Origin of the sequence: Erythrobacter litoralis, from assembly GCF_001719165.1 — a bacterium.
GTDB lineage: Bacteria > Pseudomonadota > Alphaproteobacteria > Sphingomonadales > Sphingomonadaceae > Erythrobacter > Erythrobacter litoralis.
Genome location: NZ_CP017057.1, coordinates 2,619,689 through 2,644,858 on the forward strand (window position 1 = coordinate 2,619,689; position 25,170 = coordinate 2,644,858).

The window sequence follows — 25,170 nt, forward strand, 5'->3', positions numbered from 1 at the left end:
GCGAAGCGACCACTTCCGCATCGGCCACTGCTTGCGACGCTTGGTTCAGGAAGGCGGCGCGGCGACGATGCAGGCCTGACCTTCGCGCCTGAGCGCAAGGCACGCGGCCCGGGCATCGGAGCGGCTGCCGAAGCCGACCGCCTGCAGTTGCATTAGCCGACCCGCCGGGACGAGCGCCCGGTCCGTTCCCGCGAGGGCCGGATTGTCGGAGATCTTCGACCATAGCCGTTCGGCATTGCCGTGCACGCCGAACGCGCCGAGCTGCACGCGCCATTCACCGCGCGGGTTGGCGGAAGCTGCCATCCGCTCGGGCAATTTCTCCGGCGGCGCGGCAACGCGCACAGCCGCCTGCTGCGCAGCTGGCGCGCGCTCGCTTGTCGCAATGGGCCGCATCGCATCGCCGGAAGCGGGCCCGAAGTCCGGCGAAGCGGAGGAAGGAGCAGGAAGGGCGGCAGAGCTCTGTGCCATCAGGACCGGCCGGGCGCCGGGATCGGTACCGCCAAGATCGGCAGCGGCCAGTTCGGCCGCGCGGCGGCGGATCGATTCCATCTCCAGCCTCCGGGCGAGCGCCTGTGCCTCCTGTCTCTGCATCTCGGGAACGTAGCGATCCATCTGCGCCAGCGCTTCCGTCGCCTGCGGCAGGCCCTGCGAGCGGGCAAGCGTAAGCAGCGCATAGGCCCGCACCCAGTCCTTGTCCGCGTAGTCTGCGTTGAAATGGGCCAGCCCCAGCACATACTGGGCGCGCGGATCGCCGCGATCGGCAGCATTGCGGATCAGCGGCATCGCGTCTTCCTGCTCCCCCTGCTGGAACAGCAAAAGGCCGTAATTGTCGGCTGCCTTCACATGGCCCTGGCGCGCCGCCTCGGCATAGAGTTCGCGCGCCCGGGCGATGTCGGCTTCGACCCCTCGGCCGAGCCTGTAGGCCTGCGCGAGATTGAACAGCGCATCCGCATCGCCATTCGCGGCAGGCCCGCGCCATTCGGCGACGGCGCGGGCGTAATCGCCCGCGCTCCATGCATCAACGCCCTCCTTGACGCTGGCGAGCCCGGGCGCGGAGGCGAGCGCCATCGCAGCAGTGAGCACGGCGACGGGCGAACGGGCGAGCAGGCGTTTGTTCAGGTGCATTTTCTGATCCTCGAACCTCTGACATTGCTCGGCAGATTGGGCCCGGGCGCATCCCGCCCTCGCCAAGGGGAGATTCGCGCGGTGCCGGGCGTACGTCCATCCGGAAAGGAACCATAGTGAACGAAGCGTTAGGAATTCGTTGCCACATCTCTTGTCACGAAGCGTTGCCAGCAATCTCCCCGATGCCGCGCGATGAACGGCTCGACGATCGGCAGATAATGCGCGGCGCCGCATCCTTCGGAAGACTGCTGCGTTAACCCAAAATTAGGGGTATCCTGCGAAGCCTCGTCTCATCCCGTCGCAGACAAGCGGCATCACACGGTTGAATCCAGGGGGACTGAGGCGTTGCGTGTACTCGCTTTGGCATCGCAGAAAGGCGGATCGGGGAAAACCACCCTGTCCGGACACCTTGCCGTCCAGGCCCAGCGCGCAGGCGCCGGCCCGGTCGTATTGATCGACATCGACCCGCAGGGTTCGCTGGCCGATTGGTGGAACGAGCGCGAGGCTGAATATCCGGCCTTCGCCCAGACCACCGTCTCGCGCCTCGCGAACGATCTCGCGGTGCTTCGTCAACAGGGATTCAAGCTGGCCGTGATCGACACGCCGCCGGCAATCACCATGGCCATCCAGTCGGTCATCGGCGTAGCCGAGCTTATCGTGGTCCCGACCCGGCCGAGCCCGCACGACCTGCGCGCCGTCGGCGCCACGGTCGATCTGTGCGAACGCGCGGGCAAGCCGCTGGTGTTCGTGGTCAACGCCGCCACTCCCAAGGCAAAGATCACCTCCGAGGCCGCCGTTGCGCTTTCGCAGCATGGAACGGTCGCGCCGATAACGCTCCACCATCGCACCGACTTTGCCGCCTCGATGATCGACGGCCGCACGGTGATGGAAGTCGATCCCGAAAGCCGCAGTGCCGCCGAGATCACGGCGCTGTGGAAGTACATCAACGATCGGCTGGAAAAGAATTTCCGTCGTACCGTCTTCGCCGCCGCCCCGAACGGGCAGGTTCCGGCGAACGGAGTCCATCGCCCGGCCGGCGGTTTCGGCCGCCGGGTTGCGCAGTAAGGGACGGCAAGAGGCCATGTCCGAAGCCGGTTTCGCCTCACTCGGTCCGACCCTGCTTGCGCGCAAGGGCGGAGCCAAGCCCGCCATGCGTCCGCAGCTGACTCCGCTCGCCCAGAGCCCGGAGGAAATGGCCGCGCTCGCCGACGAACAGCTCGAGGATCTCGGCTGGAACGACATGGGCGAGGATGCAGGCGGGGAATCGAGCGATCATTATGGCGGCGCGGACATCGTGCCGATCCTTCCCACTCTCTCGGATAGCCACGCGCAGGCGGACGAGAATCCGGTCGTCACCCGAAGCCCGGTCGTGCGGCGCCAGCAGAAGCAATTGCTTGACCGCGTGCTCGCCGATGCCGCGATGGACGGGTCCGATGGCGAACTGGGCGAGGAAGAGGAAGACCTTTCCGCGCGCTATTTCGAGGAAGCCGAAGACGCCGGGGACACCGAAGATGCCGGTGCCGAGGAGCAGGTCAGCGGCCCGCGGCAGCGCAGGAAGCTGCAAAAGGTCGCCGCTCGCGCGGCCGGCAAGCGCGCCGCATTCACGCTGCGCCTCGACACCGAACGCCACCTCAAGCTGCGCCTGGCCGCGACGATGCAGGGAGTGAGCGCGCAGGCACTCGTGACCGAGGCGCTCGATGCCATGCTCGCCGAATTCGAGGAACTGGACGCGCTCGCCGCTCGCATGCGGCGCGATCGAACCTGAACCGAACGAACGACCGAAAACGCGAACCGAATCACAGGACCTACAGGGGAAACATCATGGATCGCACTGCCATCAACCGCACCAAAGGTCCGGGGATCGGACCCAAGCTCGGTCTTGTCGTCACCACTGCGCTCGCCAGCGCGGCTCTGGCCGGTTGCACCTCGACCGGTGCGCCGCCCGCCGAGACCTCCTTCACCAAGGCGCAGAGCGCGCTTGCCAAGGGCGATTCGGTCAAGGCGATCTCCCATGCCGAGGCCGCCGTCCTCGCCGAGCCGCGCAATCCCGCCTTCCGGGCGATGCTGGGTGCGGCCTATCTCGAGAACGGCCGGTTCGAAAGCGCCGCGACGAGCTTCGGCGACGCGCTCGCGCTCGGTCATGAAGACCCGCGCACTGTGCTGAGCTTCGCACTCGCCAGCATCGCGACGGGCGATTCGAAGACGGCAGTCGCCACGCTGCGCGAATGGGAAAACGCCATTCCGGGCGACGATCTGGGCCTTGCCTATGCGCTCGCCGGACAGCCCGAGCGCGGCATCCACGTGCTCACCAATGCGGTGCGCGCCGGCCTTGCGACGCCCAAGGCGCGGCAGAACCTCGCCTACACCTATGCCCTGGCCGGCAACTGGCGTGCGGCGCGCGTCATGGCGGCAGAGGACGTGCCCGCCGACAAGCTCGATGCGCGCCTGTCCGAATGGGCCGCGAATTCGGCGCCCGAAGACTACCGCGCCCGTGTCGCCGGCCTTCTGCGCGTGACGCCCGTGGCCGATAGCGGCCTGCCCGCGATGCTCGCCCTTTCAAACTTCCCGAGCCAGGAACAGAGGGTAGCCGAGGCCGCCGCAACGATCCCGGCCCCGGAAAAGCTCGCCGAGGCGAGCGAGACGGAGAAGCTGGTCTTCGCCCGCACCGATGATGCCGGGGAAAAGGCCGCGAAGGCTGAAAAGGTCGCAAAGGTGGCGCAGGTTGAGCAGGTCAAGCCGGCCGAAAAGGTCGAAACGATCGACCCGACCCCGGTGCGCTTCGCAGCGGCCGAGCCGCGCAAGGCCGCCAAGCCCGAGGCGAAGCCGGCTGCCAAGCCCGCCCCGCGTGTTTCGGACACGGTTCCGGCTGCTGCGCTCGATACTGCGGCGATGGCCAAGACCTCAGCGAAGGACGAAGCCGAAGGCGCCAAGCCCGAAGCAAAGCCGGCTGCCAAGCCTGCGGCGCGCGTCGCCGCTGCGAGCGGTCCGCGTTTCGTCTCCAATCCCGTCGTGCAGACCGTTCCCGCCGCCAATCCGCAGGCGAAGCCCGCGGCGAAATCCGCCCCCACCCGCATCGCGGCAAGCGCTTCGCAGCGCCGCATGGCCGCGACCGAAGCGGCGAGCGAGCCCGCTTCGGCAAAACCGTCGGGCGCGGACACCCATCTCGTCCAGCTCGGCAGCTGGGACAGCCATGAACTTGCCAAGGATGGCTGGGAAAAGCTCAAGCGCAAGTTCCCGCAGCTCACGGACCACGACGTCGTCATCACCGAGGCCCTCGTGAACGGGAAAACCTATTTCCGCGTCGCTGCGGCTGGCTTCGGCCTGTCGGACGCGCGGAGCATGTGCCGCACGGTCAAGTCCGGCGGAAGAGGCTGCTTTGCCTATGCCAAGACCAACCCGCCTGCGGGCGCGGTCGATCGCGGCGTGCGGATCGCAGCGCGCACGAAGTAGGCGCGCTTCACAATTCAGCGAGCCTGCCCCCGGAGCACAACGCTCCGGGGGCATTTTTTACTGGGTGTCGCCGCCCACGCGCACACCGCCCTTCAGCAGCATCCTCACCCGGCCCTCGGCGCCCTGGCGGTCGAAAGGCGTATTGTCTGCGGTCGCCTCCATCCTGCGCCGGTCGATGACCCAGGGCGCATCGGGATCGACAAGCGCGATGTCAGCCTCCAGACTCGGCTCGAGCCTACCCGCAGGTACGCCCAGCAGGCGCGCCGGATTGGCCGCGAGCAGCTCGAAAGCGCGGGCGGTGTCGATCACGCCGTCGCGCACGAGATTGAGCGTCATGGCGAGCAGCGTTTCCGCCCCCGCCATGCCCGGCGCCGCATCGGCGAAAGGCAGGCGCTTGTCCTCCGGCCCGCACGGATCGTGGCTGCTGGTGATGACATCGACAACGCCCTCGCCGATAGCAACGCGCGCGGCTTGGCGATCGGCTTCGCTGCGCAGGGGAGGCGAAAGGCGGGTGAAAGTGCGGAAATCGGCGGTGGCGAGGTCGGAAAGCATGAAATGCGCCGGGCTGATCCCGCAGGTCACGGCAACACCGCGCCGCTTCGCTTCACGCACGAGGTCAAGGCCGCGCGCGGTCGTCACCTGCCTGACATGGAGCCGCGCCCCGGCCATTTCGGCGAGCGCAACGTCGCGTGCGATGGCGAGCGCCTCTGCCTCGGCGAGCGCGGCGGGCAGGCCGAGCCGGGTCGCTATCTCGCCCGCGGTCGCGGCGGCTTCGCCTGCAAGGCCTGCATCCTCGGCATGGCTCACCACGACGAGGTCGAGCATCGCGGCATATTGCAGCAGCCGTAGCATGACGCCGCTGTCGCCGATCCAGCGCCTCCCGGTCGCGACGCCGCGCGCGCCGGCTTCCTTCATCAACGCGATCTCGGCCAGTTCGCGCCCCTCCAGCGAGCGCGTCGCTGCGGCGAGCGGGTGAACCCACAGGTCGGGCTTGCCGCTCTTGGCGATGTGGCCGACCCGGCTCGGGTAATCGAGCGGCGGCGACTGGTCGGGCATCAAAGCGGCCCTTGTGATGCCGCCGAAATGGAATGCCGGCTTGTCGACCGCGAACACGCCGAAATCGACCAGGCCCGGCACGACGAGGCGTCCGCGCGCCTCGATGATCTCATCGCCCTCCTTCGCTCTCACCTCGGGACCGAGCGCCTCGATCAGCCCGTCGACTAGCCGCAGCGAGCCCTCGGCAACGCCCTCCGGCGTGACCATCCTGCCGCCGATGATCGTGATGGGCCGCACCTGCTTCATTCGGTCGCATCCCATCCATCGACCTCGCGCGCCGTCCGGGTCAGGATGTCGAGGCACGCCATGCGGACCGCAACGCCCATTTCGACCTGCCGGGTTATCAGCGAGCGGCCCACAAGGTCGGCGACCTCGCTGTCGATCTCAACCCCGCGGTTCATCGGACCCGGATGCATTACCAGCAGGTCCGGGGAGGCGCGCTCAAGCCGCCGCGCGGTGAGCCCGTAGAGATGGCGATATTCCCGCGCCGAGGGGATGAACTGCCCGGCCATCCGCTCCGACTGGAGGCGCAGCATCATGACCACGTCGCTCCCCTCGATCGCGGCGTCGAAATCGTGGAAGCGCTCCGCCCCCATCGCCTCGATCCCCGCGGGCATCAGCGAGGGCGGCGCGCACAGGCGCACGGTGGCCCCCAGCGCCTGCAGGCACAGCAGCGAAGAGCGCGCGACGCGGCTGTGGAGGATGTCGCCGCAGATCGTGATCGTGCGCCCGGTGAAGTCCTCCCCGGCCTCGCCGCGCTCGGCCAGCGCATAGCGCAGTGCGAGCGCATCGAGCAGGGCCTGCGTGGGGTGTTCATGGCTGCCGTCGCCCGCATTCAGGACCGGGCAATCGACCTTGTCCGCGATCAGCTGAGTCGCCCCCGATGACCCATGCCGGATCACGATCGCGTCTGCGCGCATCGCGTTGAGCGTGATCGCGGTGTCGATCAGCGTCTCGCCCTTCTTCAGGCTCGAGGTCGAGGCCTGCATGTTGACGACGTCCGCACCCAGCCGCTTGCCCGCGATCTCGAATGACAAAAGCGTGCGGGTCGAATTCTCGAAGAAGGCGTTAATGATGGTGAGCCCTGACAGCAGATCGACGTGCTTCGAACGCTGACGGTTCAGTTCGACCCACTGTTCGGCCTGATCGAGCACGTAGAGAATCTCGTGCCGCTCAAGCTGGCCGATGCCGTTGAGGTCCCGGTGCGGAAACGCCGCCCGCCCCGCCGGAAAGCGGCCCCGCGACGGCGGTTGCTGCGGTGAAGACGGCGACGTGGTCATCAAGGCAACGCCTTTAGTCGAGCGCCATGCGCCGCTCAACCCATTCGCCTCGCGCTTTCTCATGGAAAGAGGCGCATCGGCGCACTACCTCCCGGTAAAGCATCATCCGAAGGAACCGGCCCGTCCCGTCCCTCCGCCTACGGCAGGGACCATACGCGCCGACAAGAAAGCTGACGCAGCAAAGGGCCGCATATGAGTTTCGTGGGCAAGATCTGGAAGGTCCTGGTCGGGATCAAAGACGGGCTCGTGCTCGTCTTCATGCTGCTCTTCTTCGTCGCCCTGTTCGGCATTCTTTCCGCAAGCCCGAATCCCGGGCAGGTGCGTGAAGGCGCGCTCTATATCGATCTTGCCGGCTTCGTGGTCGAGGAACGCTCGCCGACCGATCCCTTCACCGCGATCCTTACCGGCGAGGCACCGGTGCGGGAATTCCAGGCCCGCGACCTGGTGCGCGCGCTCGATGCGGCGGCAGGCGATGACCGGGTCAAGGCGGTCGTGTTCGACCTCACCATGTTCGCCGGCGGCGGGCAGGTCCACCTGCAGGAAATCGGCGAGGCTATCGAGCGGGTGAAGAAGGCGGACAAGCCGGTTCTCACCTATGCGCTTGCCTATGGCGACGATCACCTCCACCTCGCCTCGCATGCGAGCGAAATCTGGGTCGACCCGATGGGCGGCGCGCTCGTTAGCGGACCGGGCGGATCCAACCTGTATTACGCCGACCTGCTCGACCGGCTGAGCATCAATGCGCGGATCTACCGCGTCGGCGAGTTCAAGTCGGCGGTCGAGCCCTATGAACGCAATTCGATGTCAGCCGAGGCGCGCGAAAATCTCGAGGCGCTTTACGGCGCGCTGTGGGAGGAGTGGCAGGCCAATGTGAAGACGGCACGGCCAGCCGCCCAGATCGACCGCGTGACAAGCGATCCGGTCGGCTGGATCGAGGCATCGGCCGGCGATCTGGCCGACGCCGCGCTCGATGCGAAGCTGGTCGACCGGCTCGGAAGCCGCGCCGAATTCGGCGAGCGCGTGGCCGAAATCGCGGGCGCGGATCGCTGGAACAAGCGGCCCGGCGCCTTCGCCAAGAGCGATTACGCGCCCTATCTCGCCGACATCGCGCCCGACCAGCCGGGCAAGGCAATCGGCGTCGTGACGGTCGCGGGCAATATCGTCGATGGCGATGCGGGGCCGGGCACGGCGGGCGGCACGCGCATCGCCGGCCTGCTCGACGACGCGCTTGACGATGATCTTGCCGGCCTCGTCGTCCGGGTGAATTCGCCGGGTGGCTCGGCCCTCGCCTCCGACCGGATCCGCTCGGCGGTCCAGCGATACCGCGACAAGGGGGTGCCGGTGGCGGTCTCTTTCGGCAATATCGCCGCGAGCGGCGGCTATTGGGTCGCGACCGCCGGCGACAGGATCTTCGCCCAGCCCGAGACGATCACCGGCTCGATCGGGGTGTTCGCGGTGCTGCCCACTTTCGAACAGGCGGCAAAGCGGATCGGGGTCACTGCCGACGGTTTTCGCACCACGCCGCTTTCCGGCCAGCCCGATGTCATCGCCGGACTGACGCCCGAGGTCGACACTATCCTGCAGGCCACGGTCGGTGACAGCTACCGTGACTTCATCGCGCTCGTATCGAGATCGCGGGGTCTTTCGGTCGAAAGGGTCGATGCCATCGCGCAGGGCCGCGTCTGGGACGGCGGCACGGCGCGCCAGATCGGGCTCGTCGATCAATTCGGCGGGCTTGACGACGCGCTCGCATGGGTCGCCGCGCAGGCCGAGCTCGAGGAAGGCGACTGGCACCCGCGGTTTCTCGGCGAGACCGCGCCGCGCTATGATTCGCTCATCCGCCAGATCGTGACCGGTGCCTCAGCGCCCGCGGCGAACGCCGGCCGAGGCGCAGGCGGAGGCGATCTCTTCGCGCAGGCGGCCCGCCAGCGCGAAAGCCTGATTACCCGTATCGCCGCCGATGCGGAACGCCTGTCAGGTACACGCGGCGTGCAGGCCTATTGCCTCGCCTGCCCGGGCGACACGCCAGGCGCAGCTTCGCGCACGGCAAAGGGCTGGGTCGAGGTCCTCATGCTGCTTTTCGCAAAGTAGCCGCGCAGCCAAAGGGGGTGCTTGCCAAGCGGGCGAGCACAAAGTAAACGCGCGCCCCTGTCCGACGCACCGGACGGGCGCGTAGCTCAGTGGTAGAGCACACCCTTCACACGGGTGGGGTCGCAAGTTCAATCCTTGCCGCGCCCACCATCTTTTCAATGACTTAGAAGAGATGGTCCGCATTTTTATGAAAAAATTATGGAAAAGACGCTGTAGAGTGCGCCTTGCTCCATAAGAGTGCCGGCTGCGTTCTGGCGCCATCTGCGGACTGGCGGTGTAGGCTTTGCCCGCCAATCATGCAGCGCCCGTTTCCGTTGTGAACCTTCAATCGAGCTGCCGCGTGCGCCTCAGTCGATGATCCGCTCCAAGCGCCCATCGCTAGGCGAGTATCGATACGATATGATCGATCGATCTCGAATACGGTCGACAGCTTCATTGATGACCTGCAGCGGAATAGCGAACCATTCGCGCGGCTTCACCATGTGGCCGAACCGATCGGGTATCGAAAGATCAAGCTGAGCCTCGGCGAACACCTTGTGCAGAAGGCTTTCAAGCTTCTGGCAGTTCACGCCATAAACCTTGTATGTCGCGACCACCTCGACACCAGCCAAGAGATAGGTCGAGCTTTTTTCGGCTCCGGATATTCTTGCATCGACCGAGCCGCTAGTCACTCCGATCTTGTGAACGACGTCGCGGTGCTCCGCTACGAAAGGGTGGTCGGACTTGCTTCTAAGCACATAGATCGTGCCCGCTTCCGCTTCGCCGTCTTCCGGCGTGTCCGCAAACAGAGGCCCTGGTGCCGGATCGGTAATCCTGCGCCCTGCATCGTCGTCATGAAGCTGGCGCTGGAGCGACCGCATCAGCATCCCGCTTTCGGTGCCGTTGTCAAAGATCACGCGCAGCCGAGCATCAGTGCGCCCTTGGGCGTTGGTGAAAATGTCTTCCATCTCGGCGACGTAAGTGATGAGCCCGCCGACGATGAAGAAAGCGCCCGGCCGAATTTCGGCTTTCAACTCGAAGGGCCGCGTCACCCGCGCGCCCGAAGCCAGCTCTTGCTTTACCTGCTCAAACAGTGGCTTGAACTTCTCGAAGTCGTGACACTTATCCCGGCGCGCTATCTCCTCGGCGGCTCGCTTTTCTTCGGCGGAGCGAACGTGGCGAAGCTGCGTAATGTCCTCTTCGCTTTCAACTGCGGACAGCTCGGAAGCCAGCGCGTCGACATCGAACTCGGCCTTCCCCTCAGTTCCGATGGAAGGCTGCTCAAGTAAACCGTGTTCATCAAGCTCCGCCAGCAACGCACGGCAGTCCTCCTGTGCGCGCAGGCGGTCGAGACGGACAGCGTAAAGCCGCTCGAATATGTCCCGGTCCTTGCCATGCTGAGGGGTGCGGCTCTGTTCTTCGAAAAAGCGGACGATGTCCTCAAACCCCGCGATGATCCGCTCTTCGCGAGCCGTGTAAGCGGCTTGCTTCTTCTTTGCCGGAGCGAAATCGGCCAGTTCGCCGGCAAGGCCTTCTAGGTCTAGCTCACTCATAGCGCCCCTCTTCGCGGAAGCGCATAAAGGCTGCAGCACCTTCCGCAAGGCGCTGCTCCCATGCATCGGGCGAAGTGACCGCAGGCAGGCGCCCGCGCTCCTTCTTGAACTTCACCGCCGCAGCGGCGAGGTCCTTCGCCTCCTCGGGGCTGATCTTCGTGCGCTTCGCAGCGATCGCAGCCTGCACCTGCTTGAGCGTGCTTTCGCTCATCGACTTTGCGAGGACGGCGTAGGCGGCCTGCCACGGGTTGATGCTGTCGATGAGGTCAACGTCGAGTTCCCGGACGTCCATCGCGTATTGCCGCACGCCCTCGAGCAACGCGGTGTTTGCCCGCTGCTCGCCATCAGCGGGATCGACGGCGTCCATCGCCAACGATTTCGCCTTCTGGGTCAGGTTGAGCGCAGCTATCGCGTGCTGGCGCACGGCTTCTTGATCCTCGGCGCTCAGGTCCGGGTAACGATCGCGAACGATAGCGCTCATCGCGACCTGGGTTAGTTCTTGCGGCGGGGTCTCTTCATCGAACATCCCGCGCTCGGCCACGGACTTCTTTTGCACAAAGGCCGCGATGACCTCGTTCAGGTCCTCATCGCAGATACGCGCGGCTTCAGGCGATTTGGGCGTGACGAGTCCGGCGATCTCGAAGTGATACTGTCCACGTTCCTCGTTAACGCCGACGTTCGCCTTGCCCTCCTGGTAGCCCTCAGGCCCGTAATCGAAATCAGGCAGTGGTCCGGCGTTCTTAGGGCTGAAGGTGAACCGCGGGGCAAGCACCTGCTCCATCAAAAGGCTGGCCGCGATAGCTTTAAGGGTGTCGTTGATCGCATCGGCCACGGCCGCTTCGGACGCATCGGGTTCGGCGATGAGGTTCGTGAAGGTCGCCGTCGCCTTGCCTGGTGCATCGCGAGTCGCGCGGCCGATGATCTGGATGATCTCGGTGAGGCTTGAGCGGTAGCCCACCGTCAGCGCGTGTTCGCACCAGATCCAGTCGAAGCCTTCCTTTGCCATCCCCAACGCGATGATGATGTCGACGTGGCCACGATCGTTCTTGTGTGCCGGGTCCTTCAGCGCCGCCAGCACCTTCGCGCGTCGAGCCGGATCGCTGTCATCCACCAGATCGGCGATCCTCAGCACGCGGCCATCCGGCATGGCGACGAGCTCGAAGCCGGTCACGGGGTCTGCGCCCGTCCACTTGCCGAGGTAGTGGAGGATCTCGTTGACCTCGCTCACCTTGTCCTTCGTGCTCTCCCTCGCATTGACCGAAGGGATGTGCACGATCGTCTTCAGCGCCGGGTCAAGGCAATGCTCGATCGCCTCCAGATACCGGCCCGTGTAGAAGAAATAGCCGATATTGAGCGCCTTGAGGTGCTGATAACCGTTGAGCTGCTCGTAATAGGTATAGGTGACCGGCTCGAACTTCGCCTCGTCCTCCGGGGTCAGCACCGGCACGGCATCGCCGCGGAAATAGCTGCCGGTCATCGCCACGATATGCACCTTGTCGCGGGCGATGAACTCCGTGAGCTGATTGCCGAGCCGGTTGTCCTCGCCAGCAGAGACGTGGTGGAACTCGTCCACGGCGATCAGGCGATCGTCGAACGCCTCTACGCCGAACCTCTCGACTGCGAAGCGGAAGGTGGCGTGGGTGCAGACCAGCACCCGGCCCTCACTTTCGAGGAACTGGCCGAGCGCCTTGATCTTGGACGGATCGGCCTTCTCGTCATCCGCGCCCAGCGTGTTGCACAGGTTCCACTTCGGCTTCACCGCCCAGTCCGCCCAGAAGCCGTATCGCGACAGCGGCTCGTCCCCGAAGCTGCCGCCGATCGACTTCTCGGGCACCACGATGATCACCTGGCGCAGCCCCTGATTGTGCAGCTTGTCGAGCGCGATGAACATCAGCGCGCGGCTCTTTCCCGAGGCCGGCGGCGACTTGATCAGCAGGTATTGCTCGCCGCGCTTGTTGTAGGCGCGCTCCTGCATCGGGCGCATACCCATCTCGTTCGACTTGGTCGAGGCACCGTTACGTGCGGTCTGGAACGATACGGCGGGGATGGGCTTGGTGGTCATTTGGATGCCTCGCTCGCGTTCTCCTCTGGCGCATCCACCTTCTGGAACTGACGAACTTCATCTTTCATGGAGGTTGTATCGACGAAAGACACAAACTTTTTTGACGCTTTAGCCAAGACCTCAAAACGGCGATCCATTTTCTTCAAGGTATCCTCGATAGACCGAAGCGGAGGCTTTGCCATGAAGCCCGAGAGTCCGGCGAACTGCATGACATCGATATTTGAAATCGTGTTGCGCTGACGACCGTTCACGTCTTTGCATGTTATCTTCACGCTGAAAGGCTTTAACGGGCCAATTGGCTTCTCGCCGCGGCTGCCAAAAAGATCGACGCCCAACCCAAATAGAGCAACGATTTTTTCGCCTGACGGAATAACATTGATGGGCGCGTGCGCTTTAACCGTTTTCATCAGCACACGGTGCGCCTTGAAATCAGCATCATTACAATCAATGCTGAACACCACATCTTTGGCTAGGCCAAGTCCAACATTGGCGAAAACGATGTTGATTGCGCCATTCCCGTCCGGATGCGGCAACAAATAGGCGACGACCTGTGGTTCTTGTCCAGACTGGCGAAGCCTGCGATTTTCGCGAGCCAGCTGAAATGTCAGCCAAGCGATCGCAACGGTTGCCAGTGCCGATACGAGCGATGCGTTACCGTTCAACCAATCGAAGGTGACCATTAATTGCCCGCCAGTCGCCTCGATCATCTCATTCACTGGCGTTCTCCATGTTGGCCCTCCAATTTGGGGCTTCATAGCGTTTCGTCATGCGGCTTTCCCCTTCCCCGTCATCTTGGTGTAAAGCTCGAACAGCTTTTCCAGCCGTTCGGTGTCGTTCTTGAAGCGGCGGCCGATGTAGATGCGTTCGAGGGTTTCGTCGTTTTCCTCGTGGGCGCGGCGGAGGTTTTCGGGCATGGCTTCGGGATTGTAGAGATCGGCGATGGTGGCGGGGAAGTGCGCCTCGCGCGCGAGCAGGATGTTCTCGGCGCAACGCGTTAGGTCAGCCTTGTTCTGCTCGGTCAGCTTGGGGAGCGGGTAGGTGTTCCAGCCCATTGTGTTGGAGTATCGGAAGTCAGTCTTCATCTTACCGCAAACTGTGGCGATCCAGACGAGGTGCAGGCGGGAGCATAGGACTCCTAGGTTCCAAAGGGGAGCGTCATACAAGCCGAACGCCAGATCCGTGAGGATGGAACCGGGAGGCAATAAGCCGGCAGGAAGATAGTCCCTATTCTCCGATGAAACCTTCGGCGCAATGGTGACGACCTCACGGCCAGTCTGCTTTACCTCCTCGAAACGGTGGGGCCATGCAGCAGCGGACCTAGTTGGCAGCTTGGGACTTTTGCTGCGCGCTAAACGCACCGCTTCAAGTCGTTCCGAAAGTTGGTCGCGAGGGTCAAGACCGACCACGTCCTCATCGGATAGCCAGAAACAGTGACGGACATCGCCCCGAATATACTCGCTCGCTCCAAAGGCTCGTAGAACGACCTTCGTTCGTTGGGTCCATTCTCGAAGGTATGCTCGCCTTTGATCTGGAGTGAGGAACAGATGCCCCCCATCAACTGGCTTGCCCCCTGCATCCATTTGGGCACGGTCATCAGCGGGCGCCGACCTCTTGTTTACGGTGACGTCAGGTGCTGGGACCAAGTAGGCGTTGATGTGCTCAACCTCTTTGAGGATCGATCCATCGTTTGGGCCCGGGGAGTATAGCTTCTTCAGAGAAGAGGTCGGACGCGCGATGCCAATGATGGCGACCGTCACACCCGCCTTCTTAGCAGCCAGATTCGCCCATTTGAAGCTAGTGTGCGCGAACACGATCTCGTGTCCCGTAGCGAACATCAGCGGCCAGAGGATGGGAACCTGTTGCCCCTGGCAAATAGAATTGGTGGACACGAACGCTGAGACGGTGGGGGTATGCAGCCCGTAATCCGCCGCCTTGATGAACCAGCCAGCGACGTAATCGAGGGATTTCCAGCTCTTCGTCCGGTGGCCGAATAGCCGCTGTAAGTCGGCCTTCTGCTCGGCATCTTGCCAAGTGCTGCCGAGATAGGGCGGGTTCCCGCAAATGTAGGTTTCGCCACCCGCGTTCTCGAAGTCAATTTCCGACTGATCAAGCGGCGTCTGGAACAGGTCGTCCCCGCGCACCTTCACCCCCGTGCCGGTCGGTGGGCAGATACTCAGCCAATTAAGCCGCAGGGCGTTGCCGCAGGTGATCCAGTTCTGGCTATCGAGCGGCAGGAACTCGGCCAGCGCCTCCTTTTGCCCGCGATAGAGCACGTCGCATTGGTATTCGGCGATGATCAACGCCAGTCGCGCGATCTCGGCCGGGAAGTCGCGCAACTCGATGCCGCGGAAATTGGTAAGCGGGATGTCCGATCGGCGTTCGGGCTCGCCGCGCCGCTTGTTGATCTCGGCCTCGATCGCCCGCATCTGCTTGTAGGCGATCACGAGGAAGTTGCCGCTGCCGCAGGCCGGATCGAACACGCGGATCTTGGCCATACGATTGCGTAGGTTGAGCAGCTTGCGCGCGTTCTCGCCCGCCTCATCCAGACGGCCACGCAGATCGTCGAGGAACAGCGGGTTCAGCACTTTCAGGATGTTCGGCACGCTGGTGTAATGCATGCCGAGCGCGCCGCGCTCCTCGTCATCAGCGACCGCCTGGATCATCGAGCCGAAAATGTCGGGGTTGATCTTAGTCCAGTCGAGGTTGCCGATGTGGATGAGGTAGGAGCGGGCGATCTTGCTGAAGCGCGGCACGTCGATGCTGCCGCTGAAGAGCTGGCCGTTGACGTAGGGAAAACCGTTCGCCCAGGTCTTGGTGCCCGCTGCCTCGCGATCTTTCAGCGGGGTGTTCATCGCGCGAAAGAGTTCGGCGATGACCTCGTGCGTGTTGTCCGCCCCGCCGCCGCTCATCCATTCGACCGTCTCGGTGAACTTATAGCCGGCGTGGAAGATGTCGGTGTCCTCGGCGAAGAAGCAGAAGATCAGCCGGGCCATGAAGTGGTTCATGTCGGCGCGGCGATCGGCCGAGGCCCATTCGGGATTGTCCTGGAGGAGGGTGACGTAGAGCTTGTTGAGGCGCCCGGTGGCGCGGATGTCGAAGCTGCTCTCCCGGATCTGTGCGACGGTGGTGATGCCGGCGAGGGGCAGGAGGAAGCCGAAGTGGTTGGCGAAATCGGCGTATTGACAGACGACCGTCTCGCCTGTCGTAAGATCCTCGGCCTGAAGCTCATTACCGTCGGTGGCGAGGATGAAGCGTGCCTTCTGACTGGAGGTCTTGGGGCTGTTGCGGAGTTTCGTCAGCATATCGGCCACCGCGCCGGGTGCCGCCGTGGCGATGTGGATATTGCTGCGCTGGAGCACGCCGCCGGCGATGTCGGACTGATTGGTGTTGCCGGCCCGCAGACGATCGATGGTGGTTTTCTTGTTGCCAAACGCGGTGAGGAACTGGAACGGGAACTCGGCACCGTCGAATGGCAGCTGGGCGAGTTCGGTTACGGCGTCGGCGATCTCAACGGGGTTCATGGCATCTGATTACGTCGAGGCGATTGAAGCAACAACCTTTTCTAGGTGGAGGAGCCAGCCGGCCGAAGTGATTGATCAAGGCTCCCTTCGTGCCCTCCAAAGCATACGATGCCGTTCGACATGGTTCGACTGAAAGCTTGAATTGAGATATTCGTCTTCCTCGTGATGAACGAACCTCAGAACGAAGAGCCCACACGCCTGGAGGGCGATGCCAACTCCGTTGACACGAGCGCTTACCACGCCGCTGTCGAGCTCCATCATGGCCGAATTGAGTGGTTAGCGGAGCACATAAAACGTTCGGATTTCCATATCGACCCGCTGGTCGCGCGCAAGATCCTTGCTCTGATCGAGCGGACCGAACCGAACCTCTTTTTTGAGCTTCGTCTCGTCCGCCGTCCCGATGTTCATTCAGCACAAAAAGACCCGCACTTAGTCGAACATCGAAACCTCGATATGGCCGTCCAAGTTGCGAGGGGTGGCGGTTTCAAGAGAGGTTTCAGGATGAAGGTTTGCCATAAGGTCGGCGAACCGAGGGGTCTGGAGGGCACCTACGTCTATCGATGCGTTAAGCCCTATCGCGATATTGCGCTCGAGATCGTGGAGGCCGAGCAGATGCAAGCCGCCTACGAACGCGGCGAAATTGATTTTTTAGGCCGCCCAATTTCGTCACATTCAGGCTTTGCCGAAGATCCGAACTCTCCTTAGTTGGTGTGCCCGTTCGATCATGAACGGAGACATATCATGCAACACGATGTTCCCAAGCCGAAGCTGGCATACAGCATTCGGGAGGCGTGCGAGGCTACCAGCCTGAGTCGCACGACCGTCTACGCCCACATCTCCAGCGGCCGCATTAAGGCCATCCGGGTGGGTGGGCGAACCCTCATCCCCTCGGAAAGCCTCATCAAGCTCATCAACGAGGAGGGCTGAGACATGGCGCTCAAGGGGCAAACCCAGCCGCCCTTCAACAACCCGCGAGAAGCGGCGCTTGCGCTCCTCATCGGCTCTGATCGGTGGTCACGCAAGGCTGCCGGTTTTCTCGGCCATATGGCTGTGATTAAGCGTCAGCTGACTGCCCGCGAAAAGGCGTGGCTGGAGGATATGCTGCTGAAGGCTGGCTACTCTGCGCTTTCCGAAGTCGAGGATCGGTGAGCGGTTGGGAATGCCCTGGGTCGATCCAATCATCGAATCCGATTGAGATGCGATGGGACGCACGGCCCGGGGCATTCCACAGTCAGCCTTCATGTCTGTCGCGCCAGCAGTGACCAAACCAAAAGATCAGCATGCTTCTTTGAAACTTCACCGCGACTCAGGATCCGGTGAAGTTTCAATTGGTGAGGCTACAGCGAGCATCGTGGAAAATCTGCGAATTGCCGAGGCTGGCACGAAAGCTGCAGTAGATACTATTACCTTAGGTGTTGCAGCCAATTCTGTCCCATGCTCAGGTCGAGGAGGCGCCCGCAATCGCTCGAACCGCGAAAGCCATGCGCTCAAGCGCTCTCAGGTCGAGAACCTACTCGCCGCGACACGCTTTGCATATGAGATTGGACTGCCCTTCAACCGGATGATCACCGTGCATTGGGAGGCAGCCGGCCTCCCCTTGTCCGACATGCCTCGTGCCACCGGACACTTCATCGACCTTCTGTCGAAAAACATGCTGCGCCGCGGGGCACAGATCGCATGGATATTTGTCCATGAAGGCGGGGAGGGCAAGGGAGGTCATGCCCACATTATCGTCCACATTGCGGATGACTTGATCGACGTGGTGACGAAGGCACAGAAGCGCTGGCTGAGAGCGATTACAGGGATTCCCTATCGGCGGGGGGTGATCTGCACAAGGCCGATCGGTCCACGCCGAGGCGTAGAGGTGGCCAATCCTCCCCTTCATCGAGAAAACCTGGAGACGACTGTTCTCTACATTCTGAAGGGTGTCACGCCTGAGCTCGCAGGAGAGCTAGGCGTTACAAAGCTCGAGCCTGGAGGTAAGGTGATCGGCAAGCGGTGTGGCACCTCCCAGAACATCGGCCCGAAAGCGCGTGCCAAGGCTCGACGCGCTCCAGCTGCCTGATCATCAGGGCTGGACAGAGTGGACTTCCGCCGATGAGATCATGATAGCCAGAAAGACTATCAAGACCCACGCCCAACGACTGATTCTCGTTGCGCGGAAACTGCCTGATCTGGCCAGAATGATCGTGTTGCTTACGCTAATCGCCACGAGCAGCCCGATAAGAACCCCAGCGCCTGCCATCCATCCGTAGAGGGTTCCCGCCCACACCGCAGCTGCGATAACCGCGAACCAGTGCAGGTAGTGATCGGCGCGCACCCGGTTTGCATAGGCTTCGAAGTTGTCATCCATGAGCAACCCTTGATTTGCAGCATCGACCATGATGCCGGATCGAGAGTGTAGAGTATACTCCGTTGTGAAATACACAACATCTGGCAGCCATCTTGGCGATGGCGCTGCGTCAGATCTTCGCCGAGAATCTGCGCCGCGCTCGGCTCGCGGCTGGAATGTCGCAGGAAGAGCTGGCCGACGTTGCCGGGATTGACCGGACATACGTCAGCGCTCTGGAACGGTGCCGGTATGCTGCCTCAATAGACGTCATAGAACGGCTTGCGACAGCTTTGCAGGTCACCGCTGCATCATTGCTAGAGGACACCGAGCACGTGCCGCCACGTAAGGACGATACGTAGGAACGTGGGCTAGACGTTCAGATGCAACGGGCAGCTACAAGCGACCATGAGCGCCAGTGCAGTCTGTATATGTGTTATGATCGGCCACATATTCACCACGTAGCAGCTTACCCTGGACTTACCTCATGAAACGGCTTCCAGAGGCAATCAAGAGACGGATCGTCGAGCATCTGGCGTGCTTCCAGAGGCCGGCCGACGTGGTGGACCTCATCGCCGAAGAGTTCGACGTTACTCTCACGCCTAGACACGTTCGCGCTTACGACCCGGCCTCTTTGCAGTTCGCCGGATCATGCCGCTGGCTCGAATACCATGCTGCCGTTCGTGAGCGCTATCGCGAAGAGATCGGGAAGGTCGCGATCGCGCACCGGACCTATCGGCTGGGTAAACTGCAGCAAAGCATCGACGCTGCCCTAAGGTTATTGGACAAGGATGACGCCACTGCGCTCGAAGCCGCTGAGCAAATCCGCAAGGCGGTCGAGACCGCTGCCAAAGAGGTAGGCAACGTCCACGTGAAATATCCCGATAGGAAATACTGACCGAGCGCTCACATCGTGGATTTCCAGCGATATTTGACGTCTCGAGAAAATGTGATAGCTTCACATTTGTCGAGAGATTTTTCCTCGATGTTCCCAAACAACGGAACCGCAACCGTGAACCCGAGCCTTGAGCTCTGCTGGGTTCACAACCTGCGGCGCGAAGGCTCGGCGTCTGATGGAGACTGCCGATGCACCCTGATGCGTCTAGCCAATTCTCGCTTTGGCAAGCACCCTCTGATGCGCCATCCCTCGGCGGCCAGCGCCACGTGTCGGACGACACGATGAGCGAGGCGGACATGGCCTTTCATCAGAAGCGCGGCGCCGAAGCCGACCTCCGCGAACTGATCTGGCAGTGCCGTGATCGCTATTGCTTCGCGCACGAGCTGCTCAAACCCCACGCCGCGCTGCCCGATCGCCTGTTTGACCGTGACATGCTCGACCTTGGCCTGTTCTACTTGCCCTGGTCAGAGCTCTGCTCGGCCTGGCGCAGGACGTTCTTCGACCCGCAGATGTGCCTACTCGAAGACCAGCGAACCCGCGAGCTCCGGCGTTGGCGGACCTTCGTGGAGGACGAGGTCTTCGTACGCTTCCTCAAGCATCCCGACTGGATCCGCTGCGTGCTCGAAACCGCGAACCTCGTCCCCTTGCGCAGACCCGACTTCGAGCTCTTCGTCGGCGATCTGTTCGACGACATCATTCAGGACGTTCAAGAAAGGAACGAATATGACCACGACGACCATGACTGACGCTGCTCGGCTGCTCGATGCTGCCAGCTTTGCTGCCGGCAGACATCGCGACCAGCGTCGCAAGGATGCGGGCGCGACACCCTACATCAACCACCCGCTCGACGTGGCGCGCATCCTCGCCGAGGCCGGCGTGGCCGACATCGAGGTGCTGATGGCGGCGATCCTGCACGATACGATCGAGGACACCGACACCACGGCCGACGAACTGGCCGAGCGCTTCGGTGAGCGAGTCTGCGGCCTCGTGCTCGAGGTGACGGACGACAAGAGTCTGCCCAAGCTTGAGCGCAAAAGGCTTCAGGTCGCGAAAGCGGAGAGCAAGTCGGACGACGCCAAGATGATCAAGCTGGCCGACAAAACTGGGAACCTGCGCGATCTGAAGTCGTCGCCTCCTGCCTGGAGCGAGGCGCGGATCGGCGCCTATGTCCAGTTTGCCGAACTGGTCGCCAGAGGATGCGCGGGAATCAGTGCGTCGCTAGACGAGCGCTTTAGGCAGGAAAGGCTGCGCTTCGACTGAAAGGCGCCAGTCCACTTGTGACCCAATCCAGACACAACCGCTGCCGTCTGCCTTGCGCCCTAATCTCCGACGCTGGCCGCCAACTTTTTAACTCCTGAAAGCAGACAATCTAAACGCGACGTATTTCGATCGCTGTCTCGCAAAGGGAAATGCCCGACGCATGTGCGACAATACTGCAACGTCCTTCATTCTCGAAGTAGGCACCGATCGGAACGGAGAAGCTGGTAGACAAAAGACCATCTTCGCGCACGGCCGCACCTACTGCCCTCCGCGCTTTCTCTTCTCCATTAAAGAACAAGCTAACAAAATAGCCCATCCGCTCTTCAGGTTGCTTCGTGACGGCGGTGAGTACATTGAAAACGATCTCCGCAGGAAACTCATGCACATCCCATGCGCCGAGGGCAAACCGCCCGATGGCATGAGCGCCATCCTTGATGGTTGCGTCTCCAACGACCGCAAGGCAGCAAACCCGCACACCCGTTTGTATCGCGGAGGCATCAATCTCGGGTGTGCCGTCTGCCAAGTAGCTGTCGCCTGACAGCGCTCCGCCGACTTTTGGCCCGATGGGCTCGGTGCTACCGTCAGCGGCGACTCTCGCTAAGTAGCTCGCGCCGCCAATCTCCCCGGGCAGGCGTGCGCGTCGGCCGACAATCGCGCGATAGGTGCCTTCCTCAAGATCAACTTTACCAACAAGGATTTCGCCTCCGTCGCCACCTCTGCCACCGACGGCGTCATCCCCTATGGCAGGGGCTCCGCCCCCTCCGGAGCCTGGGGGACGGTTGTCCGGGGAGTTGCGCAACACATTGGTCCATGGAACGAGTGCCGAAGCGTCCGCCAGTCTACCGTCTTTATGGACGCGACCTCCATCTCCACCTCTTCCACCTTGGGCATTGGGCCCGATCGCGGCGCCACCGCCGCCGCCAGCACCAAGAGCTGCGCCTCCTTCGCCGCCCAGGGTTACTGTTTCGGCCGTAATGAGCACGTTTGTCTGTGCAATAGCCTCCAAATCGTCCGAAGCGAGTGGATTGCCGTTTTCGCTCTCCTGCGTGGCCTTCCACTCTTTCAGCAAGCCGGCTGTATAGTAATTCTCGTTCCGGCGATCATCCACGACGGCGTGATGTTTGCGACAAAGAAGCAGGAGGTTCATTTCGCTTTTGTTATCTTCGGAGCTTTGAGATTCATTCCACCTCGGGCCGTTCTCCCGCCGAGCGTGAATGTGGCAAATTTCGGTGTTGCAGACCTTGGTGCCCGTATTCTGATCGACCTCGATGTGAGGTTCCCTACAATCGGGGAATGCGCAATACAGACTACTGCCGTACAGCTGTTTTGCCGTTGCTTCCGTCGGTCTAGGATGCTCCATTTACGTCCTCACGTTACTCCATTCTGGGACTGAGATGGTACTACTCTTCCTCCAAGCAAATAAGAACGCTGTTCACGGGACGCACTACCGCACGTGGCCGGGCTGGCACCCATACCTCCCTAATCTTGTCCCATGGGGCCCGTAGTGCCGTCTACATACTGTTTGGCTCATTGAGTGAGTGTTTCTTACGATTGGTCGAAGAGAGAGCTGCTCTCGACCACACTGAATGCGGACTGTCCGGAATCGGCCCAGACGGGGTCTTTCGGGGACGAATTTTGAATGTCCGCTCCCCACCCAGGAGTGGCCATAGAGCGGCCCTTCCTGCTCTTCCGGCTCTTCTAAGGGCCGACTGTCGGCTTTGACAGGCTACGGCCCGAAAGCGGCTGGTCAGCTACCGACCCCATTTAAGCCGCGAATTATTATCCGCGTTTGGGTCTGGAAGCCAATTTTGCTTTCCTGCAAGTTGCTCGCTTACTGCCTGATCAAACGTGAGGTTTGCATTTTCGAAAGCCAGTTGCGAAACATGCCAAATAATTTGGAAGACGTGCCAATTTAAGGCCCCGGCCCCCGGGGAGGAGAAAAGTAATGAAATTCCACGAAAAGGAAGTCATAGAAGTAATACGGTCGGATGATCCTGGCGCACAACCCATCCTGATCAAGGCAAAAAACCTCGGTAAACCTAAATTCGAAGGTCAGTTTGATTTCCTGTTCGAAGACCGAGAAGATACACAACGATTAACCCGTAACGATGTTCAGCTGGAGATGGCAAAGAATACCCGAAAAGGTGTTCTTAAGGCCTTCGCTTGGGGCTTTCCTGAAGGCGGCAGAGGGAATTTGGGTGTGAACGTGTTGGGAAACCTTGCTGGCCTTTCTGATTGTCTAGACGAAATGAAAGAAACGGGTCTCTCCGAAAGGAGTTGGGAGGCAATCAATGGCTTCCATGGCATAAAATTCGCGACAACTACGAAATTTCTCCACTTTGCTAAGATTACCTCAGCCTCTGGACCGTGTCAGATATTCGACGAAAGAGTCTGGAATTTCTTGGAAAAAGTCCAACCGGATGAGTTTTCGGCCACCCTTGAGAAACTTTCTCGCAAGCGTAGCTATGGTATAAGATACGCGACATATCTGACGTATCTCAATGATTTAAACGCGCTTGCGGACAAGCTGAGAGTTTCTGGAGCTGCGGTCGAAATGTATATGTTTAAAAACTCCCCTGACAAGCGCGCGGCACGTCATCAATGAATTTTTGATTGTTGAGAAATACGAAATGCGCCTTTGCCCTGACTTAAAATTCATCAACGGTGAAACGATTTTTGCGTATGAATAATCATAAAGAAAGCTTGCTAACTTGGTCGATAAGGGCAGCAAAATTTCATTTTGATAGCGCTGAGGATTATCAAGATTGGAAGCGGGATAAGAGAGTATTTTTTCTCTTCAGACCGTCACAGTCCGATGACCGAGGTGAGACTGTTTTTGCTGACCCAGAAAACTCGTTCGATGATTTCGAGATCTCGGCAGGGGATGGTGATCTTCTAATTTATCTTGAAGATTCCGGCCCGGTCATCACTGCCCGAGTCACCATCAAGGTGGCTCTGAGGCCGGGCGTCGATGACGAGGCCATCGCCTCGTGGGCATTGGAAAAGGGCGGATGGTTCGGCTCGACCATAAGTCTCGGCCTTTACGATGTTTCGTTAACGGAAGATCAAGGAGGGGATTGGGAGCTGATCGGGTAAAGGCGTCCCCTTCGTTCCGGTGCTTAGCTTATTGAAGTAGCCTTGCCATCCGGGTCCCGCCAATTCGGATTAAGGCGTCTTTGCCAAGCTCGCCAGCATTGGTCGAACGGTTTGGCGATTCTTCGGGACAAATTAAGGTTATCCGATGGCGTCTGCTCCCCACCCACCCCCGGACATTTCGGCCGCGCCGTGACGGACCCGAAAGCGGACCAAAAGCGACCCTTGCTGGAGCACCGGCCAGAGACCCAGCCAGCTGCCAAAGCGCCGCGCTTAGATCGCAATGCTCGCCAGCGCCTCTTCGGCATCATCTCGCACAAGGTGCCCGTAGTGCTTTTCGATCATGGCAACGCTTGTTCCCGACAGCTGCGCCACAGTGAGGATCGGCAGGCGCTCACGGATCAAGTCGGTGATCACACTATGGCGCAGAGTGTAGGCCGATGCGGCACGGGGCAGATCAGCCGCTTTGACCGCATCCTTGATCGGATGCTTCCAAGCGTCCTTGTTCCACGCCTCGCCGCTAGCGCGGGCGAAGATCGATGCGGCTGGCAGTTTGTTCTTCACCTGCACTTCAAAGAAGTCGGCAATCACCTGCGGCATGGTAAGCTGACGCGGGTTGCCGTTTTTGTCCTTGCCAACGGTGAGCGCCCGGGTGCGCTTGTCGAAGTCGCGCACCGTCAGGCCTGCCAGCGCACCGGGGCGCAGCGGCAAGAGGCACAACGCCTTCACGAAGGGCTTTGCCTCACCGCAGGTGGCATCGATCATCCGCTTGCGCTCATCGCGGTCGAGATACAGTTCGCGGCGCTTATCGGCCCCCTTGAACGGGCGCAGCGCCTCTTGCCATGCCGCGTCAGTGTTAGGGGCACCGGGCTTCAGCACCATGCCCAGCGCGGCGCGCAGCGGCACCATGTCGCGGTTGACGGTCGACTTGGAGCGTACTTTCGTCTGCTTCTTTTTGGCTTCCTTTGTCCGCGTAAGTAGCGCCGGGGAGTGCTCCAGCCGCTCGCGCCATGCCTTGAGGTGGTGCCGCCGGAGCTTGTCGAGCTTCACCTTGGCGATGGGATCGGAATAGACGTGCCGCCGGAAAACCCCTTCGGTGATCGATCCGGGCTTTTCCTTCAGATAGGCCTCGCAGGCATCCTTGACCGTTTCCATGTCGCGGGCGCGCTCGCCGCCGGTTTCGACCGTTTCCGCCCATGCCTCGGCGTCCGCCTTGGCCTGCTTGAAGACGTCATGCCCGGACAGGGTGCCATAGTCGCCCAGCCGCTTGCGGGCGTTGCGATTGGCCTCAGCGTCATAGAAGCGGGCAAACCAAATGCCGCCCGCCTTCTTACGAGATGGGCGGTATCCGAGATAGACCCCTTGGCGCAGACGGTGCCAGTGCGGCTCATTGCCGTTCCGCGGCTTCAGCTTTTCGCGCTCCCCGATGCGGCTGAGATCGGCCATTTCCGCCACCCTCCAAAACTTATGAAA

The 25,170-nt window shown here is 61.7% G+C and carries 24 protein-coding genes and 1 tRNA gene; 15 read left to right on the forward strand and 10 right to left on the reverse strand.

Annotated features, from left to right (window positions below; genetic code table 11):
- Positions 1-45: 45 nt before the first annotated feature.
- Complete coding sequence (locus Ga0102493_RS12545) at positions 46-1,125, reverse strand: SPOR domain-containing protein (protein WP_081845620.1); 1,080 nt, start codon at positions 1,123-1,125, stop codon at positions 46-48.
- Between the two features lie 345 nt (positions 1,126-1,470).
- Here Ga0102493_RS12545 and Ga0102493_RS12550 point away from each other — a divergent pair, with 345 nt between their 5' ends.
- From Ga0102493_RS12550 to Ga0102493_RS12560, 3 genes are read left to right on the forward strand one after another with little or no spacing between them, the layout of a single operon-like run.
- Positions 1,471-2,190: a ParA family protein gene (locus Ga0102493_RS12550; RefSeq protein ID WP_034903246.1), complete on the forward strand. Its 720-nt coding sequence runs from the start codon at positions 1,471-1,473 to the stop codon at positions 2,188-2,190.
- A 16-nt stretch (positions 2,191-2,206) separates the two neighbouring features.
- Entirely contained in the window at positions 2,207-2,890 is a 684-nt protein-coding gene (locus Ga0102493_RS12555; protein WP_051697897.1) for a type II toxin-antitoxin system HicB family antitoxin, read from the forward strand.
- Between the two features lie 56 nt (positions 2,891-2,946).
- The gene (locus Ga0102493_RS12560) at positions 2,947-4,575 is read left to right on the forward strand and encodes a tetratricopeptide repeat protein (protein ID WP_051697894.1); all 1,629 of its coding nucleotides are present in this window, start codon (positions 2,947-2,949) and stop codon (positions 4,573-4,575) included.
- A 57-nt stretch (positions 4,576-4,632) separates the two neighbouring features.
- Here Ga0102493_RS12560 and Ga0102493_RS12565 read toward each other — a convergent pair whose 3' ends face one another.
- Positions 4,633-5,877, reverse strand: coding sequence for a dihydroorotase (locus Ga0102493_RS12565; RefSeq protein ID WP_034903244.1), 1,245 nt, complete (start codon positions 5,875-5,877; stop codon positions 4,633-4,635).
- Positions 5,874-6,911, reverse strand: a complete 1,038-nt coding sequence (locus Ga0102493_RS12570) for an aspartate carbamoyltransferase catalytic subunit (protein WP_034903241.1) — start codon at positions 6,909-6,911, stop codon at positions 5,874-5,876. The genes Ga0102493_RS12565 and Ga0102493_RS12570 overlap by 4 nt, the downstream gene beginning before the upstream one ends.
- A gap of 192 nt (positions 6,912-7,103) precedes the next feature.
- Between Ga0102493_RS12570 and sppA the strand changes: the two genes are divergently transcribed.
- Positions 7,104-9,002: a signal peptide peptidase SppA gene (sppA, locus tag Ga0102493_RS12575; protein ID WP_034903239.1), complete on the forward strand. Its 1,899-nt coding sequence runs from the start codon at positions 7,104-7,106 to the stop codon at positions 9,000-9,002.
- 75 nt (positions 9,003-9,077) lie between these two features.
- Positions 9,078-9,152, forward strand: a tRNA-Val gene (locus Ga0102493_RS12580).
- Between the two features lie 197 nt (positions 9,153-9,349).
- Here the strand turns inward: Ga0102493_RS12580 and Ga0102493_RS12585 are convergent.
- From Ga0102493_RS12585 to Ga0102493_RS12600, 4 genes are read right to left on the reverse strand one after another with little or no spacing between them, the layout of a single operon-like run.
- Positions 9,350-10,534, reverse strand: a complete 1,185-nt coding sequence (locus Ga0102493_RS12585; RefSeq protein WP_034903236.1) for a GIY-YIG nuclease family protein — start codon at positions 10,532-10,534, stop codon at positions 9,350-9,352.
- Positions 10,527-12,596, reverse strand: coding sequence for a DEAD/DEAH box helicase (locus Ga0102493_RS12590; protein WP_034903234.1), 2,070 nt, complete (start codon positions 12,594-12,596; stop codon positions 10,527-10,529). The genes Ga0102493_RS12585 and Ga0102493_RS12590 overlap by 8 nt, the downstream gene beginning before the upstream one ends.
- Complete coding sequence (locus tag Ga0102493_RS12595) at positions 12,593-13,312, reverse strand: hypothetical protein (RefSeq protein WP_150132470.1); 720 nt, start codon at positions 13,310-13,312, stop codon at positions 12,593-12,595. The genes Ga0102493_RS12590 and Ga0102493_RS12595 overlap by 4 nt, the downstream gene beginning before the upstream one ends.
- A gap of 48 nt (positions 13,313-13,360) precedes the next feature.
- Positions 13,361-16,117 (reverse strand): class I SAM-dependent DNA methyltransferase, encoded by a 2,757-nt coding sequence (locus Ga0102493_RS12600; RefSeq protein ID WP_034903232.1) that lies wholly within the window; start codon positions 16,115-16,117, stop codon positions 13,361-13,363.
- A gap of 165 nt (positions 16,118-16,282) precedes the next feature.
- On the opposite strand from Ga0102493_RS12600, the gene Ga0102493_RS15975 reads away from it, so the two are divergent.
- The 4 genes from Ga0102493_RS15975 to Ga0102493_RS15980 are packed head-to-tail and all read left to right on the forward strand — an operon-like array spanning position 16,283 to position 18,182.
- Positions 16,283-16,822, forward strand: coding sequence for a hypothetical protein (locus Ga0102493_RS15975; protein WP_150132471.1), 540 nt, complete (start codon positions 16,283-16,285; stop codon positions 16,820-16,822).
- Positions 16,823-16,858: 36 nt separating this feature from the next.
- Complete coding sequence (locus Ga0102493_RS12610) at positions 16,859-17,044, forward strand: helix-turn-helix domain-containing protein (protein ID WP_034903225.1); 186 nt, start codon at positions 16,859-16,861, stop codon at positions 17,042-17,044.
- Positions 17,045-17,047: 3 nt separating this feature from the next.
- Positions 17,048-17,266 (forward strand): hypothetical protein, encoded by a 219-nt coding sequence (locus Ga0102493_RS12615; RefSeq protein WP_034903224.1) that lies wholly within the window; start codon positions 17,048-17,050, stop codon positions 17,264-17,266.
- Positions 17,267-17,318: 52 nt separating this feature from the next.
- A complete protein-coding gene (locus Ga0102493_RS15980; RefSeq protein WP_152552876.1) occupies positions 17,319-18,182 on the forward strand; it encodes a hypothetical protein in 864 nt (287 codons plus the stop codon).
- A gap of 3 nt (positions 18,183-18,185) precedes the next feature.
- On the opposite strand, the gene Ga0102493_RS12625 is transcribed toward Ga0102493_RS15980, so the two are convergent.
- Positions 18,186-18,470, reverse strand: a complete 285-nt coding sequence (locus Ga0102493_RS12625) for a hypothetical protein (RefSeq protein ID WP_069297544.1) — start codon at positions 18,468-18,470, stop codon at positions 18,186-18,188.
- A 98-nt stretch (positions 18,471-18,568) separates the two neighbouring features.
- Here Ga0102493_RS12625 and Ga0102493_RS12630 point away from each other — a divergent pair, with 98 nt between their 5' ends.
- The 4 genes from Ga0102493_RS12630 to Ga0102493_RS12645 all read left to right on the forward strand — a co-directional run bounded on the left by Ga0102493_RS12630 (position 18,569) and on the right by Ga0102493_RS12645 (position 20,604).
- The gene (locus Ga0102493_RS12630) at positions 18,569-18,808 is read left to right on the forward strand and encodes a helix-turn-helix domain-containing protein (RefSeq protein WP_034903216.1); all 240 of its coding nucleotides are present in this window, start codon (positions 18,569-18,571) and stop codon (positions 18,806-18,808) included.
- Positions 18,809-18,933: 125 nt separating this feature from the next.
- On the forward strand, positions 18,934-19,344 hold the full coding sequence (locus tag Ga0102493_RS12635) for a DUF2280 domain-containing protein (RefSeq protein WP_034903213.1): 411 nt from the start codon (positions 18,934-18,936) through the stop codon (positions 19,342-19,344).
- A gap of 281 nt (positions 19,345-19,625) precedes the next feature.
- Positions 19,626-20,090 (forward strand): hypothetical protein, encoded by a 465-nt coding sequence (locus Ga0102493_RS12640; RefSeq protein ID WP_034903210.1) that lies wholly within the window; start codon positions 19,626-19,628, stop codon positions 20,088-20,090.
- Complete coding sequence (locus tag Ga0102493_RS12645; RefSeq protein WP_034903207.1) at positions 20,068-20,604, forward strand: HD domain-containing protein; 537 nt, start codon at positions 20,068-20,070, stop codon at positions 20,602-20,604. Before Ga0102493_RS12640 ends, Ga0102493_RS12645 begins: the two co-directional genes overlap by 23 nt.
- A 109-nt stretch (positions 20,605-20,713) precedes the next feature.
- Here the strand turns inward: Ga0102493_RS12645 and Ga0102493_RS16165 are convergent, their stop codons facing one another.
- Positions 20,714-21,751, reverse strand: a complete 1,038-nt coding sequence (locus Ga0102493_RS16165) for a hypothetical protein (protein WP_161490065.1) — start codon at positions 21,749-21,751, stop codon at positions 20,714-20,716.
- 798 nt (positions 21,752-22,549) lie between these two features.
- Between Ga0102493_RS16165 and Ga0102493_RS15995 the strand changes: the two genes are divergently transcribed.
- Both Ga0102493_RS15995 and Ga0102493_RS12665 read left to right on the forward strand, forming a co-directional pair.
- Positions 22,550-23,209 (forward strand): 8-oxoguanine DNA glycosylase OGG fold protein, encoded by a 660-nt coding sequence (locus tag Ga0102493_RS15995; protein ID WP_150132475.1) that lies wholly within the window; start codon positions 22,550-22,552, stop codon positions 23,207-23,209.
- A 59-nt stretch (positions 23,210-23,268) separates the two neighbouring features.
- Positions 23,269-23,700, forward strand: a complete 432-nt coding sequence (locus tag Ga0102493_RS12665; RefSeq protein ID WP_161782480.1) for a hypothetical protein — start codon at positions 23,269-23,271, stop codon at positions 23,698-23,700.
- A gap of 270 nt (positions 23,701-23,970) precedes the next feature.
- On the opposite strand, the gene Ga0102493_RS12670 is transcribed toward Ga0102493_RS12665, so the two are convergent.
- Entirely contained in the window at positions 23,971-25,143 is a 1,173-nt protein-coding gene (locus tag Ga0102493_RS12670; protein WP_034903193.1) for a tyrosine-type recombinase/integrase, read from the reverse strand.
- Positions 25,144-25,170: the final 27 nt, after the last annotated feature.

Excerpts from the sequence above, each read along its gene's own strand:
- Ga0102493_RS15995 (WP_150132475.1), top strand. The coding sequence starts at position 22,550 with ATGAAATTCCACGAAAAGGAAGTCATAGAAGTAATACGGTCGGATGAT.
- Ga0102493_RS12630 (WP_034903216.1), top strand. The coding sequence starts at position 18,569 with ATGGCGCTGCGTCAGATCTTCGCCGAGAATCTGCGCCGCGCTCGGCTC.
- Ga0102493_RS12570 (WP_034903241.1), bottom strand. The coding sequence starts at position 6,911 with ATGACCACGTCGCCGTCTTCACCGCAGCAACCGCCGTCGCGGGGCCGC.
- Ga0102493_RS15980 (WP_152552876.1), top strand. The coding sequence starts at position 17,319 with ATGGGACGCACGGCCCGGGGCATTCCACAGTCAGCCTTCATGTCTGTC.
- Ga0102493_RS12600 (WP_034903232.1), bottom strand. The coding sequence starts at position 16,117 with ATGAACCCCGTTGAGATCGCCGACGCCGTAACCGAACTCGCCCAGCTG.
- sppA (WP_034903239.1), top strand. The coding sequence starts at position 7,104 with ATGAGTTTCGTGGGCAAGATCTGGAAGGTCCTGGTCGGGATCAAAGAC.
- Ga0102493_RS12610 (WP_034903225.1), top strand. The coding sequence starts at position 16,859 with ATGCAACACGATGTTCCCAAGCCGAAGCTGGCATACAGCATTCGGGAG.
- Ga0102493_RS12545 (WP_081845620.1), bottom strand. The coding sequence starts at position 1,125 with ATGCACCTGAACAAACGCCTGCTCGCCCGTTCGCCCGTCGCCGTGCTC.
- Ga0102493_RS12555 (WP_051697897.1), top strand. The coding sequence starts at position 2,207 with ATGTCCGAAGCCGGTTTCGCCTCACTCGGTCCGACCCTGCTTGCGCGC.
- Ga0102493_RS12670 (WP_034903193.1), bottom strand. The coding sequence starts at position 25,143 with ATGGCCGATCTCAGCCGCATCGGGGAGCGCGAAAAGCTGAAGCCGCGG.
- Ga0102493_RS12615 (WP_034903224.1), top strand. The coding sequence starts at position 17,048 with ATGGCGCTCAAGGGGCAAACCCAGCCGCCCTTCAACAACCCGCGAGAA.
- Ga0102493_RS12565 (WP_034903244.1), bottom strand. The coding sequence starts at position 5,877 with ATGAAGCAGGTGCGGCCCATCACGATCATCGGCGGCAGGATGGTCACG.
- Ga0102493_RS12590 (WP_034903234.1), bottom strand. The coding sequence starts at position 12,596 with ATGACCACCAAGCCCATCCCCGCCGTATCGTTCCAGACCGCACGTAAC.
- Ga0102493_RS12585 (WP_034903236.1), bottom strand. The coding sequence starts at position 10,534 with ATGAGTGAGCTAGACCTAGAAGGCCTTGCCGGCGAACTGGCCGATTTC.
- Ga0102493_RS12635 (WP_034903213.1), top strand. The coding sequence starts at position 18,934 with ATGAAACGGCTTCCAGAGGCAATCAAGAGACGGATCGTCGAGCATCTG.
- Ga0102493_RS12640 (WP_034903210.1), top strand. The coding sequence starts at position 19,626 with ATGAGCGAGGCGGACATGGCCTTTCATCAGAAGCGCGGCGCCGAAGCC.
- Ga0102493_RS12560 (WP_051697894.1), top strand. The coding sequence starts at position 2,947 with ATGGATCGCACTGCCATCAACCGCACCAAAGGTCCGGGGATCGGACCC.
- Ga0102493_RS12625 (WP_069297544.1), bottom strand. The coding sequence starts at position 18,470 with ATGGATGACAACTTCGAAGCCTATGCAAACCGGGTGCGCGCCGATCAC.
- Ga0102493_RS12645 (WP_034903207.1), top strand. The coding sequence starts at position 20,068 with ATGACCACGACGACCATGACTGACGCTGCTCGGCTGCTCGATGCTGCC.
- Ga0102493_RS16165 (WP_161490065.1), bottom strand. The coding sequence starts at position 21,751 with ATGAACCTCCTGCTTCTTTGTCGCAAACATCACGCCGTCGTGGATGAT.
- Ga0102493_RS15975 (WP_150132471.1), top strand. The coding sequence starts at position 16,283 with ATGAACGAACCTCAGAACGAAGAGCCCACACGCCTGGAGGGCGATGCC.